Genomic DNA, 18,240 nt, shown 5'->3' with positions numbered 1-18,240 from the left:
GCGGCGCGCAGAGCCGCTACTTCGCCGGCGGCACCAGATAGACTTTCCAGACCGTGGACGGGCCGGGATGGCCCTGGAAGAAGCGCTGCGTGGTCATCACCACTTGCTCGGCGCCCTTGGCGTGCTCAGCCATCCAGGGCTCGCACGGCACCAGGTACTCCGGCTCCTTGGTGTCGCAGACGCCGATGAAGCCGAGTCGCTTCGCCTCATCGAGCGACGTCAGTCCTGACGACCACGCCTCGCCCGGCATGATCGCCGCCGGATGGTCGGGGCTGTAGAACGTCATCGGCTCGGCGATGTCGGAGCGCGCGACGACCACCGCCCAGCGCGAATGGAATTTGCGCTGCCAGACCTCGGTCAGCTCGCGCGCGAGCTCCGAGCGCGCGGCGTAGGTCGAGGCGCCGGTGCGGTTCGACGCCATCTCCCGCGTGGCGATGCTCGGCGCCGCGATCAGCGTCGCGATCGTGACCACGAACCAGATGGCCAACATCGCGAACAGCGCAACGCGCGGCAGCCGCAGCGTCGGGATCGCGACCAGCGCGAGCGGCACCAGGAAGAACAGCGGGATGCCCCAGTCGGTCTTGATGTAGACCGAGAACGCCAGCGCGCCGAGCGGCGGCCCGATCGCGACGATCAGCTGGATCAGCCAGATGTTGATCGCCTGCGGCAGATTGACCGCCGGATTGGGCCCGCGCGACCACACCCATGCCAGCACGCCGGTTCGCTGCCAGCGCACCAGCACCACGACCAGCAGCGCGAGCAGCGACAGCACGACCGGCGCGGCGAGCAGCGCCAGATTGTGCCCGATATAGCCGATCACGTGCTGGACATTGAGCGCGCGGCTGGGCAGCGCGTAGATCTCGCCGGCATAGGTGAACGGCAGGAAGTCGACCTCCTCCAGCCAAACCAGATGCGGGATCATGGCGACCAGCATCGTGGCGATCGCGACCCACGGCGCCGGCGAGCGCAGGAAGGCGAGCCGCTGCGGATGGATCAGCGCGGCGAGCCCGATGGCGCCGATCATCGTCACCACCCAGTATTTGGTCATCAGCGCCAGCGCCCCGGCAAAGCCGAGCCACAGGCCGGATTTCACGGTGCGCTTCTCGAACGCATTCAGATAGGCCAGCACCAGCAGCGGCAGCGGCACCAGCTGCGCGAGGTCCGCGTTGTACTTGAAGCCCTTGAAATTGAAGATCGGGTAGAGCGCGAGCATCACCACGGCGAAGAACGCGCGGCGGCGGTCGACGACGCGCACCGCGATCAGCCAGCAGACCACCAGCGCGGAGCTCACGGTCGTCATCGCGAGCAGATAGGTCGACCAGTTGGTGACCGGGAAAATCCTGAACCAGACGCCGGCGATCCAGCCCGACAGCGGCGGATGCTTGCCGTAGCCGAGCAAGAAGCGCTGGCCCCAGGCATAGGCCTCCGCGACGTCCATATGGACGTCCTGCGCGGCCTTGAGCTTGACCAGGATCGCGGTCCACAGCAGCGCGTGGACCACCGCGAAGCCGATCACCAGCCAGAGGCCGGCCTTGGGATCGCAGGCGCGCGCGGCAAGCCACGCGGCGCTCCGGCGGACCGTCAGTCTGCGGCGCGCGCGCCGCGCGGCGGGAAGGTAGGAGGCAGTCGACATGGGTCTCTGGGTAGCGTGTTTTTGCGGCCCGTGTAATCAGCTTGGCGTGAGACGCGCTGCCGCGTCGTTGGGCGGCCGGAGCACGATCTTTCAGAAAAGCGGCGTCCGGCACGCCTAGCAGAAACGTGAACGGAAAGCATTACGGCAGCCCGCCGGAACGCCGCGGTGATTCGCCGTCATGCCCCTGCAAAATACTGCATTATGGTTGCCCGCGCGGGGGTGCGGATGCTATCCCGCGCCCCATGACAACTGCCCCGATTTCCAACATCCGCAACTTCTCCATCGTCGCCCATATCGACCATGGCAAATCGACCCTGGCCGACCGCCTGATCCAGATGACAGGCGGCCTGTCGGATCGCGAAATGGCGGGCAAGGAGCAGGTGCTCGATTCGATGGATATCGAGCGCGAGCGCGGCATCACCATCAAGGCGCAGACCGTGCGCCTGAACTATCGCGCCAAGGATGGCAAGGACTACATCTTCAACCTGATGGACACGCCCGGCCATGTCGACTTCGCCTACGAGGTCTCGCGGTCGCTGGCGGCCTGCGAGGGTTCCCTGCTGGTGGTCGACGCCAGCCAGGGCGTCGAGGCGCAGACGCTCGCCAACGTGTATCAGGCGCTCGACAACAACCACGAGATCGTGCCGGTCCTGAACAAGGTCGACCTGCCGGCCGCCGAGCCAGACAAGGTCAAGCAGCAGATCGAGGACGTGATCGGCATCGACGCTTCCGATGCGGTGATGATCTCGGCCAAGACCGGCATCGGCGTGCCCGACGTGCTGGAGGCGATCGTCACCCGCCTGCCGCCGCCGAAGGGCGACCGCGACGCGACGCTCAAGGCGCTCTTGGTCGACAGCTGGTACGACGTCTATCTCGGCGTCGTCGTCCTGATCCGCGTCGTCGACGGCACCATGAAGAAGGGCCAGCGCATCCGCATGATGGGCACCGGCGCGGCCTACGACATCGAGCGCGTCGGCTTCTTCACGCCGAAGATGCAGCAGGTCGACGAGCTCGGCCCCGGCGAGATCGGCTTCATCACCGCGGCGATCAAGGAAGTCGCCGACACGCGCGTGGGTGACACCATCACCGACGACAGGAAGCCGGTGACGGACATGCTGCCGGGCTTCAAGCCGGCGATCCCGGTGGTGTTCTGCGGCCTGTTCCCGGTCGACGCCGACGACTTCGAGACGCTGCGCGCCGCAATGGGCAAGCTGCGGCTGAACGACGCCAGCTTCTCGTTCGAGATGGAGACCTCGGCCGCGCTCGGCTTCGGCTTCCGCTGCGGCTTCCTCGGGCTGCTGCACCTCGAGATCATCCAGGAGCGGCTGTCGCGCGAGTTCGATCTCAACCTGATCGCGACCGCGCCGAGCGTGATCTACAAGATGAAGCTGACCGACGGCACCGAGCTCGAGATCCACAACCCGGTCGACATGCCCGACGTGGTCAAGATCGCCGAGATCGAGGAGCCGTGGATCGAGGCGACGATTCTCACCCCCGACGAATATCTCGGCAGCGTGCTGAAGCTGTGCCAGGATCGCCGCGGCGCGCAGAAGGAGCTGACCTATGTCGGCTCGCGCGCGATGGTGAAGTACGATTTGCCGCTCAATGAAGTGGTGTTCGATTTCTACGACCGCCTGAAGTCGGTCTCCAAGGGCTACGCCTCGTTCGACTATCACCTCACCGACTACAAGCCGGCCGATCTCGTCAAGATGCAGATCCTCGTCAACGCCGAGCCGGTCGACGCGCTGTCGATGCTGGTGCATCGCACCCGCGCCGAGGGCCGCGGCCGCGCCATGGTCGAGAAGATGAAGGAGCTGATCCCGCCGCACATGTTCCAGATCCCGATCCAGGCGGCGATCGGCGGCAAGGTGATCGCGCGCGAAACCGTCCGCGCGCTGCGCAAGGACGTCACCGCGAAGTGCTACGGCGGCGACATCACCCGCAAACGCAAGCTTCTGGAGAAGCAGAAGGAAGGCAAGAAGAAGATGCGGCAGTTCGGCAAGGTCGACATCCCGCAGGAAGCCTTCATTGCCGCGCTGAAGGTGGACAGCTGAGGCGAAGGCGCGTGACGAGGCGGGCATGACCTGCGCCCCTCGGGACCAAACAACAAAAGTCGAAAAACAACCCCATGCAAAGTAACGGTAGCCTGTTAGTGCTGCGCCTCCTGTTTGCCGGCATTGGAAAGTAAGCCGCCCGAACTCAAGGAAAGTCCCCAGCGAGGGGTAGCGCTGAGGCCCAGGTACATCCGAGGCCAGCGTGGCACGCGCGTTGCCAATCCCGCATTCGCATATGTGAAGAAAAACGGCTTGGCGTGCCTATGGGGTGCTCACTCCTCCAAGACACGCCAAGACCGTCCCGCGCTCCATCCGGAACGCACATGCACGCTATCGGGAAAAAGTGGCAATGTTCGATGGCGCGGCCGGATTACCACCGTAGCGTCGCGTGCCCGGTCGGGACGGTAGACGATGCAGTTTGGGCCGAAATATCCGGCCTTCTCCAAGCGCGAACCGAGTTCCAGAAACGCTGTCCACCGCCGAGAGTTAACCCCTCGCAGGAAACGTTCGGAGGCGTTGATCATGGCAGATACCCGCATGCTCGATCCGGCCTATTGGCGCCAGCGCGCCGAAGAGACGCGCGCGAAGGCTGACGGATTCCGGGTGAGCCACGGCGAGAGGGAAAAACTCCTGAAGGTGGCATTGGAATACGATCAGCTCGCTGAGCGAGCCGAACAATGGCGACGTGATTTCAAATCACCCCTGACCGAAATGGCGGCCTCATGACGCGGCGTTCGCCATACAACCGGCCCACGCCATGATGAACCGCCAGGCGGAAGTGAACCGGCTGGACGAAGCGGATCGGCACATCTCGCGCGGCGAAATTGCCGTGAGTAAGCAGCTCGCGATGGTTGAGCGGCTCAAGCACGATGGTCACGATACGGCGGAAGCCGTCAGGCAGCTCAGCGACTTCGAGGCTGTCTTGGCCACGATGAGGGAGCGCCGCAGCAGCATCGCCAAACTGATTGAACAGATCGACGCCGGGCTAGCCTAGTCGGTTATCGACACCTTGGCGATCGACGCCAGTTCAAACTGCGGCTGGCCTGAGGCGCGCTGTGTTAGGCGCCTTTGCGCACCAAAGAAGAGACCCCAGCGAGGGGTACACGCTGAGGCCAAGTCGTACATCCACGCCCAGCGTACGCGCGAGATAGCGCCACCGCCTTTGCATATGTGAAAGAAAAGGGCCTCAGGAAAGAGTACATCCTGAGGCTCAATAGTTCGCGAGAAGGTAGGCAGGCTGCTCAGCCGAACAGGAGCTAGCTCACGCCGATGATCAGCGCGACCAACGACACTCCCGCAAAGCTGAGAAAGCCGTACTCGACGCCGTTCATCCGATCGGACCACCAGCATGAACAGGCACGATCGCCGCAAGGCGGTGAAACCGCCCAAAGTGCCGGCGACCTCGAAGCGCCGCGTGATGGCGTTCCTTACCGCGCTGCATGACGCGCCGCACGATGCCGACATCGAAATCAGGGTGGGCCGTAGCGCCGGCGAGGCGGCGATCCTGGTTTCGTTTGAACGAACCGGGCATGCGCTGTTGGTGAGCGAGGCCCGATTGGCTGCGAGGATCATGGAGGAGACAAACGCTCACTCCGAAAACCAGAAGGTTCGCACGCTTCCCAACATCATCATGGATCTAGGAGCCGGCTGCGATGCGGCTGAGCGCGCTTATCGCAAGTCAGCCGAGACCTCGGCCGTGATCACAGACCAAACTGGCAGATTCATCCTCGCCAGCACCGCCGCGTTCGTGATCGCGCTGCTGGCGATCGAAGCAGCGCTGCGGATTCTATGACGAGCAAGGTTCGGACGAGCCAGCGAAGGCTGAGGGCGAGGCGGCCTCAGTTTGCAGGACCGCAGCGAATGGCTCTGATCTTGCCCGCCCCATTGAAGGACAGTACCGCGCTGACGAAGCCGCTGGCCGTGATGTAAGAAATCGTGACCCCGTTGCCTTTTGGCTGGAGGTCGTTCAGCGCGAAGGCCGGATATCGCTTTAGCCTGTCAATCCAATAGGCGCGGACGGCGCTCCGGCCGGTCAGCGTCTTGTGACCCCCACATCCGCAGTAGATCACCGCATCATCGGCGTACATTCCAAGGATGTCTTCCAAGTCGCGCGCGCGGTAGGCGTCCAGCCAATCAACCGCAGCGGCCATCGGGTCAAAGGACATATTCCTCACCTACATGCCGTGTGTAAGTAATGGTTAGAACGGTCCCGAAGTTCCGCCAACACCGTAGGAGTCCGGACGCTAAAAAAGCGGCGGGCAATAGTCACCTTTGGCCGCTAGCTGCAGCCGGGGAATCGGCTGTCCGCATGGCGGCCGCAGAGCGAGGCGCTGGTAACTGCCCCACTGATTGACCCATGTTAAAGCGGACGATGGCCTCCGCCACCTACCATGATGACTTTCCGGGAGGTAAGCGTGGCTCAGCAGAACGAACCGGCCTTCGAGCCCAAACAATTCGACGTTTGGCGCGTCCTGTTTTCAATCGCGACAACCGGGGTTGTCGCGATTGGCGCCTATTTCTCTCTTCGGTTTCTAATCGGGTGTTGAGCCACTCCGGTGCGCTGATCTCATGCAGATGCGACGGCCGGCGGACGGATTTGTGCGAAACCATTGCCGAACGACGCACTCAGCGAACCCACGCGGAGTTGACGCCATTGGGTCAAAAACGTCACCCCAAACAATTTCGGCACGCTGCTGCCGTGGGAAACCATGCGGGCGAGCGGGTGGATCGGATTCCTTTGGATCGCATGGACTGGGTTGCTGCCGCCGGATTCCTCTCGTTTGCTATGACCGTTGTTGGCCTGCTCGCTCTCGTTCTCTAGCAATGCCTGCGTGCTCAGCCCGAGCGTGTCCAAGTCTGCCGCGCCGTCAAGCGAACCTGTCAGGGGAGAAGCACAATGAGGGATCGACCGTCAGTCTTTGCTTGAGGTTTTCGGCCTGATCTCTCGTCAACTTTTCCGCAGCTCCAGCTCTCAAGAGCGCAGTCCCCTTGCGTTCTCGATCGTAGACCATCCAGCCGGTGCCGCCCCGCCGAACGAGAAATCTAGCCTGTTGAGGTGCTATGCAATTCAAGACGGTCTCCTCGATTCACAACGCGCAATACTGACCGCCAGATGGAACGGCCCCAGCACCCTTGGAGGCAATGCTGGGGCCGCTCTTATTCCTGGTCACCGAACCGCCATCGCCGATAATTCAGGCGGACCCTCTGGGCCTTAAAAACTGTCCTTAAATGAAAACTTCCCTGCCCAGCGTTTGGATCATTCGCCAAGATGCTGGTTCCGAAAATAACGCGTGTGAATCCTGCTCGAATAATTGCTGCTTTTTCCCGGTGCGGATCGAAGCGGACTGCGACGTCACTAACGCAGGTTAGACAGCCGTTCTGACTTGCATATCTAAATGCGCCCGTCCGGGACCAAAGCGCAGACTGGACCCATGTTGAGCTTCGACAGCATCGAGTATTGCTTCCTGGGCTTCGCGGGAATGTCTTTCGTGGCGCTCATTGTCAGTGTGAGTTGGCTCCTCATCGGATGACGGACCCTATGAAGGCAATGGCGCGCCGGGAGCTGCAAGACACTCCTCCACCTCCACGGCGCGCCGGGCCTCACGCGCTTTCTTGAGCAATCATTCGCACGCGATCCCGGGCAGCGGGCCGCCCGCCTTTCGATCGGCGGTCTCCGCAAGGCGCGGCATGATGTCCATCCGTGTCCCGGCAACAAAACGCACCACGATTTGAATCGCCATCTTACGGCGTGACGATTATGCTGCGGTCCATGTTGCGCATTCTCTCCCTCTCGATCGTCATCCTCGCATTGTTGCAGCCGGACGTGAGCTCCGCCGCCTCCAAGAAAAAGCGGCAGACCGCCCGCTGGCATGGCTATGGCTTCCTGCCCGGCTATCGGCAGCCGCCCAACGAGACCATTCCGGTGTTCGGCCCGCGCGGCGCCGCGCGCGGCTATCCGGACTATTCGCCCGAGTACTATTACGGCGGCGACTGGCACTATTTCGGCCGGCCCGGCTTCTATCGCGGGCGCTACAATGGCGGCAGCTTCGGTCCGTGCTGGACCTGGACGCCGATCGGCCGCGCGTGGCAGTGCGGGTAGCGCGGGACGGCGGTGTACTCCCTCGCCCCGTTCTTACGGAGTCGAGACGAGCGTAGCTCGCTCTTAGAGGGTTGGGGTGAGGGGCCGCTTCCGCATAATCGGTGACAGTTGGACTCGCGGTGACTCCCCCTCACCCGGAACGCATCTTGCGATGCGTTCCGACCTCTCCCCGCACGCGGGGCGAGGTGAATTGCGCTTCGCTCCATCCGGGCTACGGATCGCGATCGCGTCGGCCGATCATTGCGCGATCGGGATGGCCGGTCTGCGACTGATCATCTCAGCTTGCCCCGCGCGGCCGGATCGGCCACCATCCCGCTGCCCGCGCAAACAAGACAACACAAGCGGGCTGAGGAAACGCGATGAGCAAGGCCGCCCGCTTCGACTATGGCTGGGTTGTCGTCGGCGCCGGCGCGCTGATGACCTGCATCGGCTTCGGCACCATGCTGTCGCTTGCGGTGTTCCTGCAGCCGATCTCGGATGCGATGGGCTGGTCGCGCGCCGGCATCTCGGCCGCGGCGACGCTGGATTTCCTGTTCATGGGCTTTGCGGCGTTCGCCTGGGGCGCGCTGTCGGACCGCTTCGGCACCCGCATCGTGGTGCTGGCCGGCAGCCTGCTGCTCGGTCTCGGGCTCGTGACGGCGAGCCAGGCGCAGAGCCTGTGGCAATTCCAGCTCTGCTTCGGCGTGCTGATCGGGATCGCCGCCGGCAGCTTCTATGCGCCGATGATGGCGCTTGCCAGCGCCTGGATCGACAAGCATCGCAGCCTCGCGGTGGCGCTGGTCTCCGCGGGCATGGGCGTGTCGCCGGTGACGGTCGCGCCGTCGGCGAGTTATTTGATCACCGCCTATGACTGGCGTACCGCGATGCTCGTCATCGGCATCGTCGCATGGACGCTGCTGATCCCTGCCTGCTTCCTGGTGCGATCGGCGCCGCGCGGATCGGAGGTCGCGAGCAGCGCGGCCGCGAGCGCGCCGCAGACCGAATGGACCGCGGCACAGGCGCTGCGCACGCCGCAATTCATCGCGCTGGCCGGCGCGCATTTCGCCTGCTGCGCGGCGCATTCCGGGCCGATCTTCCACATGGTGTCCTACGCCATGGTGTGCGGCATCGCTCCGCTCACCGCGGTCACTGTCTACAGCCTCGCCGGCTTCTCCGGTCTCGGCGGCCGCCTGCTGCTCGGCGTGCTGGCCGATCGGCTCGGCGCCAAGCCGGTGCTGGTCGGCGGCCTCCTGGTGCAGGCGCTCGCGATCGCGACCTATCTCGCGGTGGCGCGGCTCGGCGAGTTCTATGCGCTGTCGGTCGTGTTCGGCCTCGCCTATGGCGGGGTGATGCCGCTCTATGCGGTGCTGGTGCGCGAATTCTTCGGCGCGCGCATCATGGGCACCGTGTTCGGCGCGGTGTCGGCGTTCGCCAGCCTCGGCATGGCGCTCGGACCATGGGCCGGCGGTTATGTGTATGACACGTTCCACGGCTATACGTGGCTGCACGCTGGCTCCTTCGCCATCGGCCTCGCTGCGGTCGCCGTCGCGCTGAGCTTCCCGTCGAAACGCCAGCCCTCGCTCGATCTCGGCCGCGCCGCGGCCTGAGTAACGACGCGTTCGTCAATACGTCACACAGCGACGCTGCAGATGGATGGCTGATCTGCGCGCATACCATCCCACCTTGCCCTTGTCAGCCGGATGGGCCACCATCACACGCCCGCCCAACAAGAACGCGAAAACGGGCCGAGGAAACGCATGAACAAGCCGCAAGGATTTGATCTCGTCGAGCGGGCGCGCGCGCTGCAGCCACTGATCGCCAGCGAAGCCGACGAGATCGAGCGGACGCGGCGGCTGACGCCGGCCGTGACGGCGGGACTGGTCGAGAACGGGCTCTACCGCGCGCTGCTGCCGAAGAGTTTTGGCGGCGCCGAGGCGCCGCTTGATGTGTTCATGCAGATGCAGGAGGAGATCGCCAAGGCCGACGCGTCGACGGCCTGGTGCCTCGGCCAATGCAGCGTCTGCGCCATGACCGCGGCCTATCTCGATCCCGATGCCGCCAACGAGATCTTCAACACCGCGCCCGGCATCCTCGCCTGGGGCGCGATCGCGCACGAGGTTCGCGCCGAGCCCGGCGGCTATCGTGCCAATGCGCGCTGGGACTTCGCCTCCGGCTCGCGGCAGGCGAGCTGGCTCGGCGCCCACGTCCGGGTCGTCGAGGCCGACGGCTCGCCGCGCAAGAAGCCGGACGGTTCGCCGGAGATCCGCACCATCCTGTTCCCGATGTCCTCGGCGACGATGTACGACGTCTGGGACGTGATCGGGCTGAAGGGCACCGGCACCGATTCCTATTCGGTCGAGAACCTCTTCATATCAGACAAATTCGCCGCGCTGCGCGACGAGCCCAGCGCGTGCCGCGAACCTGGTCCGCTCTACAAGCTCTCCACCAACATGGTGTTCAGCATGGGCTTTGCCGCGACCTCGCTCGGCGTCGCCCGCGCCATGCTGGATGCGGCGACCGACCTCGCGCGCGGCAAGACCCCGCAGGGCCTCAAGGCAATGCGCGAGAACAATGCGGTGCAAGGCCAGATCGGCCGCACCGAGGCCAGCCTGCGCGCCGCCCGCGCCTATCTCTACACCACCGCCAATGAGGTCTGGCGCGACCTGGCGCGCGGCGAGCCCATCACCGAGGCGCATCGCATCGCGATCCGCATCGCCTCGACCTGGACCATCCACCAGTCAGCCTCGGTGGTCGACATCGCCTACCACATGTCGGGGGCGACGGCGGTGTTCGCAAGAAATCCGTTCGAGCGGCGGTTTCGCGACATGCATGCGATCGCGCAGCAGATCCAGGCCCGCGACACCCAGTTCGAGGACGCCGGCAAGGCAATCCTGGCGGGCAATCTCACCGCGTCGCCGACCGCGCGCTAGAGCATGATCCGGAAAAGTGTGAAGCGGTTTTCCGAAAAGATCATGCCCAAATAAAGAGCTGGAGCGCGATGGCGAGTCGGCCAAAACTCATCGCGCTCTAGAGAACGCAGAAATCTACATCTTGTCGATGATCGACGAGACGCCGTCTTCCGACGCGCCTTCCTTGGCAGCGGCAGCGACAATCGCGGGGACGACGTCCTCGGCACGATCAACCACGATCGGCCGAAGCAGGTGGTCTCGATGAAGGAAACCTGCGCTGCGGATGTGGTCCAGCATCGCCATCATCGGCGCCCAAAAGCCCTTGATGTTCACCAGGACCATCGGCTTGCGGTGCTGCCCGAGCTGGGCCCAGGTCATGATCTCCACAATCTCTTCGATGGTCCCGATGCCGCCCGGAAGCGCCACGAAGGCATCGGAGCGCTCGAACATTCTATGCTTGCGCTCGTGCATGGTGTCGGTGATCGTCACGTCGTCGAACATCTTGAGCGCATCGGTCGTCGTTTCCCAGTTCGTGAGAAACTTCGGAATGATCGCGCCGACCTTGCCGCCATTATTCAGTGTGCCGCGAGCGACCGCGCCCATCACGCCATGGGTGCCGCCGCCGTAGATCAGCGTTAGTCCCGACGCCGCAAGAGCGTGTCCCAATCGTTCGCCCGCCTCGACGTAGGCAACGTCGTGACCGGGTGAGGAACCGCAATAGACGCAGACTGCTTTGATCTTGCTCATGTGGGGATGAACGCGATGCACGCCCATTGCGTCAAGCCTGTTATTGCTCGCCAGAGCCCGCTTCGGATCAAAAGCCGACCACGATGCCCCGCTTGAGCCTGGTCTGCTTCAATCCTCGAAGCGGACATTGCGGCCTTCCGAGCAACGGTCGGCTATGGGCCATAACCAGACTTTCACCAAGCCGAGAAAGAGCTACACCCTCATACCACGCTAGATGGTATACTTGCTTCGGAACAATTTTAAGACGGCTTTGGAATACTTGTCGCATGAAGCAGTTGCTTTACATGGCAATTGGAGCGGTAATTCTTGCGCTGCTTGCCTCATTTGCGGGCTTTGGCGATCAGGGTGCATCGCGTGCTCAGCACTTTGCATCCGATCGCTACTTTGTCATCGGTGGTCAGCACATCACCGTGCCCGTCGTTGCGCTTCGCGGTCCCGGTCATGTCTTCAACTTAGGCGCACATGCGACCGAAAGAACCAACGCATCGGAGGTCTCTCCCGATTCATATCATCCCGTGCAGGCGAATAAGCTCGATCTCATAATTCGGGAATATCAATACACAGGAGAAATGCTGGCATCCACGGCCATCTGCCCACTCCTGAAGCGCACTTGGTCGCAGACTATTTGTCAAGGACCGCGACGCGGCTTGCTTCGTCGTCTGCCGGAGCAATTCGATTTGTTAGATGAAGGCAGACTCGATCTTCTCAAAGATTATTGGACGGTCGGCAGAGAACGGATGCTCGATCAGATCGGTGGAAAAACGCCTCCATTAGGAGTGACTAAAATAGGCTGCGATCAACATTCGCCATTTTGTACAGCCATAGTCGAGGTCTTGCCCAATCTGTTGGCGGTCTGGACTATATCGAGCGAAGAAAAGTCTGGCAGCAAAACTGAACAGATCGCAGATGCGCAAGGTGCCGCCATAGTGCAATTCGTTCGGCGAGGACTTGGACCTCGTGAAGACAAATCCTTAGTGGATCTCGATTAGCAGACCATGTCCGCTTCGGGTCACGAGCGGACTTGGGCAGCCCGCTTGGTATTGGTCGGATTCCATCCTCGAAGCGGACATTGCGGCCTTCTGAGCAAAGATCGGCTACGGGCCAGTAGCGTCCATCGGACAATCGGAAACGAGAAGACCAATCGCAGCATCGTCGCTATCGCACCATCGCATTGAGCGAACTCATCGCCGCCGGTTCACCAGCCACAGCGCGCCCGACGATCCCGCGAGCGTGACGACCATCACGAGGACGAGCGCGAGCGACATCACGCCACTTCCCGCGGCCGCCAGCGAGCTGCTGCCCTCGCCCGCGAGCATCAGGAGCGGAATGGCCACAAGCGGGCCGCCGAACTGGGCGGCAAAGAAGGCGGCGACAAGCGAGACGACGATGTTCACGATCCAGCCGAGCACACCCCGCTTGTTCGTCCATGCCTCGTGGACTGCGAGAGCCAGTACGGCAACGAACGTAGCCGCCGCGATCACCAGCCCGCCACCGACGGCGTCCATCGGAATCGCACCGGTCATTTGCAGAACCAGGATGCCGATCACGGCGGTCAGCACGATGATGTATGGCATGAGATTAGTCCTTGCTGCGCCTTCGGAAGCAACCAATGCCGCTGGCATGCTCGCGCAGTGCGCAGGCTCGGCTCCCCTCACGATTAGTTGCTGAGGCACCTTGTCCGGTTCATCCCATGGGAACCGGTCCAAGTGTCGCAGGATTTCGATCCGGCCGGCCCCTCATCACCTGATACCAAAGTCGCGCCGGTTCCCTCGCCTCCGAGCCGATCCCGGCGGCGGCAACACCCGGTTGTTAAGCATTTTCTGCGACCTTGCGGACCTGAAATTCCCTGGAGTTCCGCCGGTCCCATGTTCACGCTTCGATCGATTGCCGCCCGCCTGATCCTGGCGATTGCCCTGACTGTCGCGGTCGCCTGCGCCATCCTCGGCGGCTTCTCCATCAGCCAGCAGCGCGCGCTGACCCGGCTCGCGCTCGATCAGCAGCTCAAGCTGCAATATGACAGCGTGATCGCGGCGATCGACTATGAGGGGCGCGCCGCGCTCGCCGTCTCGGCGGCGATCGCGGCCCTGCCGCCGGTCGGAGACGCCATCGCCAAGGGCGATCGCGACGGCCTCGGCAAGCTGCTCGGCCCCTCCTGGACGGCGATGAAGGAACAGGGCATCCCGCTGATCACGTTCTGGCAGGCGCCGGCTGTGAGCTTCTACCGGATCCACGCGCCGAAGGTGTTCGGCGACGACGCCTCCGCTCGGCGCACCACGGTGGTGGAATCGATCAAGGCCGGCAAGCCGATCGTCGGCGTCGAGCCCGGCCGCGAAGCGCTGTCGATCTTCGGCATGACCCCGATCGTGCGCGACGGCAAGACGCTGGCCAATGTCGATGTCGGCGCCGCCTTCGGCAAGGAATTCGTCGATCGCGCCAAGAAGCGCTTCGGCATCGACCTCGCCGTGCATTCGTTTGACGGCCAGAGCTTCAAGCGGCTGTCCTCGACCTTCGGCGACACCGTGGTCGCGACCCAGGACGAGCTCAAGCGCGTGATGAGCGGGGCAGCCCTGCTGCGTGACGCCACGCTCGACGGCCACGCGGTGGAGCTCTATCTCGGGCAGATCAAGAATTATGCCGGTCAGCCGGTCGCCGTGCTCGAGATCGTCAAGGACACCAGCGACTATGAGGCCGCCGCGTCGAGCGCGCAGCGCAACCTGATCCTCGGCACGATCGCGATCCTGGCCGCGGCTATGCTGCTCGCGTTCCTGCTCGGCCGCGGCCTGTCGCGGCCGCTCACCGCGATCACCGCGGTGATGAACCGCCTCTCCAGCGGCGACACCAGCGTCACGATCCCCGGCAGCGAGCGCCGCGACGAGCTCGGCACCATGGCGAAGGCAGTCGACGTGTTCCGCCGCAGCATGATCGAGACTTCTTCGTTGCGCGAGGCGCAGGAGGCCGACAAGATCCGTGCGGAGACCGACCGGCAGGCGCTGCAGCGGCGGATGGCCGACCGCTTCGAATCCGACGTCAAGGGCATGGTCGCCGCCGTCGCGCAATCGTCGAGCGCGATGCAGCGCGTCGCCGGCGAGATCACCAGCAGCGTCAACGGCACCTCCGAACGGACCTCGGCGGCTGCCGCCGCGTCCGAGGAGGCGTCGGCCAGCGTCAACGCGGTCGCTGCGGCGACCGAAGAGCTGGCATCCTCGATCACCGAGATCGGCCGCCAGGTCACCCATTCCAGCCGCGTCGCCGACAATGCCGTGGCCAAGGCGATGGAGACCCATGAGATGGTGACGAGCCTCGCCGCATCGGCCGAGAAGATCGGCGACGTGCTGCGCCTGATCAGTGCGATCGCCAGCCAGACCAATTTGCTGGCGCTCAACGCCACCATCGAGGCCGCACGCGCCGGCGAAGCCGGCCGCGGCTTCGCCGTGGTCGCCGCCGAGGTGAAGGAACTGGCCAACCAGACCGCAAAGGCGACCGACGAGATCGCCGGCCAGGTCGGCGCGATCCAGTCGGCCACTGGCGACTGCGTCACCGCGATCGGCGACATCAGCAGCACGATCCGCGAGATCTCGGGCATCGCCACCGCGATCGCGGCCGCCGTCGAGCAGCAGGACTCGGCGACGCGGGAGATCGCCCGCAGCGTGCAGCAGGCGTCCTCCGGAACCGGCGAAGTCTCCGCCAACATCGCCGGCGCCAGCGAGGCCGCCGGCCAGTCCCGCGCCCTCACCGGCAATGTGCTGGATACGTCGAGCCAGCTCGGCGATCACGCATCCGCGCTGTCGCATAGCGTCGACACGTTCCTCGCGGGATTGCGCAGCGCCCCTAACCGGCGGCGCTGAACTTCAGGTCAAGGCCACGGCAGCATTGGCGGCGGAGCCGGTCGATCGGCTTTGTCGTCGGGGCCCATCTCGGGCCGTCCCCAATCGCCCATGAACGGCATCTTGAGCAGCCCGCGCAGCGACTGCTTCTTGGCATCGTCGAAGCCGTCGAGGCCGTAGCGCAGCTCCGCGAAGCGCGGGCCGCGGTTGTAGGTGCCTCCGAGCCGGTCCCAGATCGAGAGCAGGTTCGAATAATTGCTGTCAGTCTCCGGCTGATGCCGGGAGTGATGCATCTTGTGCATGTTCGGCGTCACGAAGACGAGCCGCAACCAGCGATCCAGCCGCTCCGGCAGGCGGATGTTGGCGTGCTCGAACTGGGCATTGAGCGCCGACAGCGTCAGATAGGTGACCAGCACCCAGGCCGGCGTGCCGAACACCAGCACGGCGGCGATGTGCCAGCCGATCCGCCACAACGTTTCGCCGGGATGCTCGCGGAACGCGGTGGTGACGTCGACGAAACGGTCGGCGTGATGCATGCGGTGGAAGCGCCACATCCAGCCGAGCTTGTGCATCGAGACATGGGCGAAATAGGCGAACAGGTCGAGCCCGATGATGCCGAGCAGCAACTGGCTGACCGGCGACAGGCCGAGCCAGTGCGACAGGCCGAACTTCGCATCGAGCGTCCATTGCGCCGCCAGTGGCGAGAGTGGGTTGAGCGCGAGGTTCACGCCGAGGAAGATCACGGTGATGGCGGCGTTGCGGCCGATGTTTCTGAGCCGCTCGCCTCGGCCGTAACTGAACAGCGGAAACAGCGCCTCGAACAGCAGCACCAGCGCGAAGCTCGCCAGCAGGAACGCGAGGCGTGCGCCGGTCGAGGGCAGCTCAATATGCGCCATCCCGCCGGCGCCCGGATGCCACAGAAGCTTTGCGAAACCGACCATGCCGAGTGCTCCTCCCTTTACAAAACGAATATTTGTTCTTTATAATGAGGCCGAGCGATCGTCAAGGCCGCGGCTTCGACCGGGGCGATTGGCCGGCCGCCGCGTCACGACCCAAGAAGGACCGACAATGCCGAAGGTGAAACCCGAGACCCTGGCGCTGCGCCGCGAGGAGATCCTGCGCGCGGCGGAAAGCTGCTTCGCGCGCCAGGGATTTCATCAGACCACCATCCAGGACGTGATCAAGGAGTCCGGGCTCAGCGCCGGCTGCATCTACGGACATTTCTCCGGCAAGGAGGACCTGATCCAGGCGATCGGCGAGAGCCGGCACGGCCGCGACGGCGCGCTGCTCGCGGTCAAGGGCCAGAGCGACGACCCGCTGCAGAGCCTGCGTGCGATCGCCCGCGCCTTTCTCGGCGACCTGCAGAAGGAGGACGGACTGCGCGCCCGCCGCGTCGCGTTGCAGCTCTGGGCTGAGGCGCTGCGCGACGACGTGGTCCGCGCGCAGGTGACCGACGGCATCCGGCAGCCGATCGCCCTGATCATCGACCTGTTGCGGCGCGGCCAGAAGAGCGGGGCGATCGACCGCAGCATCCAGCCGCGCGGCGCGGCGCGCGCGATGGTCGCGATGTTCCAGGGCCTCGTGCTGCAGCGGCTGTGGGGCGAGACGGTCTCGACGGCGGAGGCGATGCAGGCGTTCGACATCTTCCTCGCCGGCCTTGCCGCCAAACGCTGACGGAGCGGCGCGATGCACAATCTCATCGCCGGCATCGTCACCGGCCTCGCCGGCGGCCTCACCGCCGGACTGCTCGGCGTCAGCCCCGGCGGCGGGCTGGTCGTGTTCTCGGTGCTGCTGCTCGGCGCCGGGCAACACGTCGCGCAGGGCATCTCGCTGGTCGCGCAGGTGCCGCCGACCAGCCTCACCGGCATCCGCCGCTACTGGCAGAGCGGCAACCGCACGCCATTGCGCTGGATCGGCCTGCTGACGATCGGCTTCGTCGGCGGCGGCGCGGCCGGCGCGCTGGCGGCGAACCATGCGCCTGAAACGGTGCTGCGCTGGAGCTACGTCACCTATCTCGTCGCGCTCGACGCGATGCTGGTGCTGCGCGGCAGCCGCGACAAGAAGGAGTATGACGACGCGACCGCGACACGCGATCTGTCCTGGCCGGCGCTGCTCGCCGTCGGCCTGCTGGCCGGATTGTCGTCGGGCTTTCTCGGCATCGGCGGCGGCCTTGCCACCGTCGTCGGGCTGAGCGCGGTGCTCGGCGTGCCGCAGCATCAGGCCCAAATGGCGAGCCTTGCTATGTCGCTGATCCCGACCACGATCCCGTCGGCCTGGATCTACTGGAGCGAAGGCTCGCTCGCATCATGGCCCGTGTTGGCAGGCGTCATCATCGGCCTGCTCGCCGGCACCGATCTCGGCGCGCGCGCCGCCAACCGGATCGACCGCGCGCACCTGCGGATCGCGATGATCTTCTTCGTCTCGCTGATGGCGCTCTACATGACGTTCAAGGCGTTGTGTTAGATTGAGCTGATGTCGTCGCGGGGACCCATGATGCGCAAGCCGGCACAAGCGAGCAGCAGAGGATCGCAGAGCGCGCGGGCAAAGCCGCCATCCGGCGAGGCGCTGTTCGCCGCATATCCCGCGCCCGTGAAGGCACGGCTGCTGGCGCTGCGGCGCCTGATCCTCGAGACCGCGAAGGCGACGAAGGGTGTCGGCGCGCTGGAGGAAACCTTGAAGTGGGGCCAGCCGAGCTACCTCACGCCGGAAACCGGCAGCGGCAGCACGATCCGGATCGATCAGGTCAAGCCGGCCGCGGACCAGGTCGCGATCTACTTCCATTGCCAGACCAATCTGGTCGAGACATTCCGCGAGTTCTATCCGGAGCTCAGCTACGGCGGCAATCGCGCGATCCTGCTCGACGTCGCCGGCAAGTTTCCGGAAGCCGCATTGCGCCACTGCGTGGCGCTCGCGCTGACGTATCATTTGCGGGGAAAGGCTCCCAAGTAGACCGTAGGATGGGTGGAGCGAAGCGATACCCATCGCTTTCGTGCCG

General features: G+C 64.5%; 18 protein-coding genes. 12 read left to right on the top strand and 6 right to left on the bottom strand.

Features of this window, described 5'->3' with window-relative positions; genetic code table 11:
- Window positions 1-16: 16 nt before the first annotated feature.
- A complete protein-coding gene (locus tag JQ633_RS05870) occupies window positions 17-1,633 on the bottom strand; it encodes a glycosyltransferase family 39 protein (protein WP_211983382.1) in 1,617 nt (538 codons plus the stop codon).
- Window positions 1,634-1,875: 242 nt separating this feature from the next.
- Between JQ633_RS05870 and lepA the strand changes: the two genes are divergently transcribed.
- The 4 genes from lepA to JQ633_RS05850 all read left to right on the top strand — a co-directional run bounded on the left by lepA (window position 1,876) and on the right by JQ633_RS05850 (window position 5,479).
- On the top strand, window positions 1,876-3,687 hold the full coding sequence (lepA, locus tag JQ633_RS05865; RefSeq protein WP_211983380.1) for a translation elongation factor 4: 1,812 nt from the start codon (window positions 1,876-1,878) through the stop codon (window positions 3,685-3,687).
- 522 nt (window positions 3,688-4,209) lie between these two features.
- Entirely contained in the window at window positions 4,210-4,413 is a 204-nt protein-coding gene (locus JQ633_RS05860) for a hypothetical protein (protein WP_249158863.1), read from the top strand.
- A gap of 31 nt (window positions 4,414-4,444) precedes the next feature.
- Window positions 4,445-4,681, top strand: a complete 237-nt coding sequence (locus JQ633_RS05855; RefSeq protein WP_211983373.1) for a hypothetical protein — start codon at window positions 4,445-4,447, stop codon at window positions 4,679-4,681.
- Between the two features lie 354 nt (window positions 4,682-5,035).
- Window positions 5,036-5,479, top strand: a complete 444-nt coding sequence (locus JQ633_RS05850; RefSeq protein WP_211983371.1) for a hypothetical protein — start codon at window positions 5,036-5,038, stop codon at window positions 5,477-5,479.
- 46 nt (window positions 5,480-5,525) lie between these two features.
- On the opposite strand, the gene JQ633_RS05845 is transcribed toward JQ633_RS05850, so the two are convergent.
- Both JQ633_RS05845 and JQ633_RS05840 read right to left on the bottom strand, forming a co-directional pair.
- Entirely contained in the window at window positions 5,526-5,852 is a 327-nt protein-coding gene (locus JQ633_RS05845) for a nuclear transport factor 2 family protein (protein WP_211983369.1), read from the bottom strand.
- Between the two features lie 401 nt (window positions 5,853-6,253).
- Window positions 6,254-6,541, bottom strand: a complete 288-nt coding sequence (locus JQ633_RS05840) for a hypothetical protein (RefSeq protein WP_211983367.1) — start codon at window positions 6,539-6,541, stop codon at window positions 6,254-6,256.
- A 915-nt stretch (window positions 6,542-7,456) separates the two neighbouring features.
- Here JQ633_RS05840 and JQ633_RS05835 point away from each other — a divergent pair.
- From JQ633_RS05835 to JQ633_RS05825, 3 genes are all read left to right on the top strand, one after another.
- Window positions 7,457-7,786 (top strand): hypothetical protein, encoded by a 330-nt coding sequence (locus JQ633_RS05835; protein ID WP_211983365.1) that lies wholly within the window; start codon window positions 7,457-7,459, stop codon window positions 7,784-7,786.
- Window positions 7,787-8,145: 359 nt separating this feature from the next.
- Window positions 8,146-9,372, top strand: a complete 1,227-nt coding sequence (locus tag JQ633_RS05830) for an MFS transporter (RefSeq protein WP_211983363.1) — start codon at window positions 8,146-8,148, stop codon at window positions 9,370-9,372.
- 150 nt (window positions 9,373-9,522) lie between these two features.
- Window positions 9,523-10,695, top strand: coding sequence for an acyl-CoA dehydrogenase family protein (locus tag JQ633_RS05825; RefSeq protein WP_211983361.1), 1,173 nt, complete (start codon window positions 9,523-9,525; stop codon window positions 10,693-10,695).
- Window positions 10,696-10,809: 114 nt separating this feature from the next.
- On the opposite strand, the gene JQ633_RS05820 is transcribed toward JQ633_RS05825, so the two are convergent.
- Window positions 10,810-11,421, bottom strand: coding sequence for a TIGR00730 family Rossman fold protein (locus JQ633_RS05820; protein WP_211983359.1), 612 nt, complete (start codon window positions 11,419-11,421; stop codon window positions 10,810-10,812).
- Window positions 11,422-11,687: 266 nt separating this feature from the next.
- Here JQ633_RS05820 and JQ633_RS05815 point away from each other — a divergent pair, with 266 nt between their 5' ends.
- Window positions 11,688-12,410, top strand: a complete 723-nt coding sequence (locus tag JQ633_RS05815; RefSeq protein WP_211983351.1) for a hypothetical protein — start codon at window positions 11,688-11,690, stop codon at window positions 12,408-12,410.
- Window positions 12,411-12,602: 192 nt separating this feature from the next.
- Here the strand turns inward: JQ633_RS05815 and JQ633_RS05810 are convergent, their stop codons facing one another.
- On the bottom strand, window positions 12,603-12,995 hold the full coding sequence (locus JQ633_RS05810) for a hypothetical protein (protein ID WP_211983349.1): 393 nt from the start codon (window positions 12,993-12,995) through the stop codon (window positions 12,603-12,605).
- A 291-nt stretch (window positions 12,996-13,286) separates the two neighbouring features.
- On the opposite strand from JQ633_RS05810, the gene JQ633_RS05805 reads away from it, so the two are divergent.
- Complete coding sequence (locus tag JQ633_RS05805; RefSeq protein ID WP_211983347.1) at window positions 13,287-15,266, top strand: methyl-accepting chemotaxis protein; 1,980 nt, start codon at window positions 13,287-13,289, stop codon at window positions 15,264-15,266.
- 8 nt (window positions 15,267-15,274) lie between these two features.
- Here JQ633_RS05805 and JQ633_RS05800 read toward each other — a convergent pair whose 3' ends face one another.
- Window positions 15,275-16,186: a sterol desaturase family protein gene (locus JQ633_RS05800; RefSeq protein WP_211983345.1), complete on the bottom strand. Its 912-nt coding sequence runs from the start codon at window positions 16,184-16,186 to the stop codon at window positions 15,275-15,277.
- Between the two features lie 127 nt (window positions 16,187-16,313).
- On the opposite strand from JQ633_RS05800, the gene JQ633_RS05795 reads away from it, so the two are divergent.
- The 3 genes from JQ633_RS05795 to JQ633_RS05785 are packed head-to-tail and all read left to right on the top strand — an operon-like array spanning window position 16,314 to window position 18,194.
- Window positions 16,314-16,919, top strand: coding sequence for a TetR/AcrR family transcriptional regulator (locus tag JQ633_RS05795; protein ID WP_211983343.1), 606 nt, complete (start codon window positions 16,314-16,316; stop codon window positions 16,917-16,919).
- A 12-nt stretch (window positions 16,920-16,931) separates the two neighbouring features.
- Window positions 16,932-17,708 carry a sulfite exporter TauE/SafE family protein gene (locus JQ633_RS05790; protein ID WP_211983341.1) on the top strand — a complete coding sequence of 259 codons (777 nt, stop codon included), beginning with the start codon at window positions 16,932-16,934 and terminating at the stop codon, window positions 17,706-17,708.
- Window positions 17,709-17,735: 27 nt separating this feature from the next.
- Entirely contained in the window at window positions 17,736-18,194 is a 459-nt protein-coding gene (locus JQ633_RS05785) for a DUF1801 domain-containing protein (RefSeq protein ID WP_349631524.1), read from the top strand.
- Window positions 18,195-18,240 lie beyond the last annotated feature (46 nt).

This window comes from Bradyrhizobium tropiciagri (genome assembly GCF_018130505.1).
GTDB lineage: Bacteria > Pseudomonadota > Alphaproteobacteria > Rhizobiales > Xanthobacteraceae > Bradyrhizobium > Bradyrhizobium tropiciagri_B.
The sequence above is the reverse complement of the archived record's forward strand: the minus strand, read 5'-3'. Positions and strand labels throughout refer to the sequence as shown.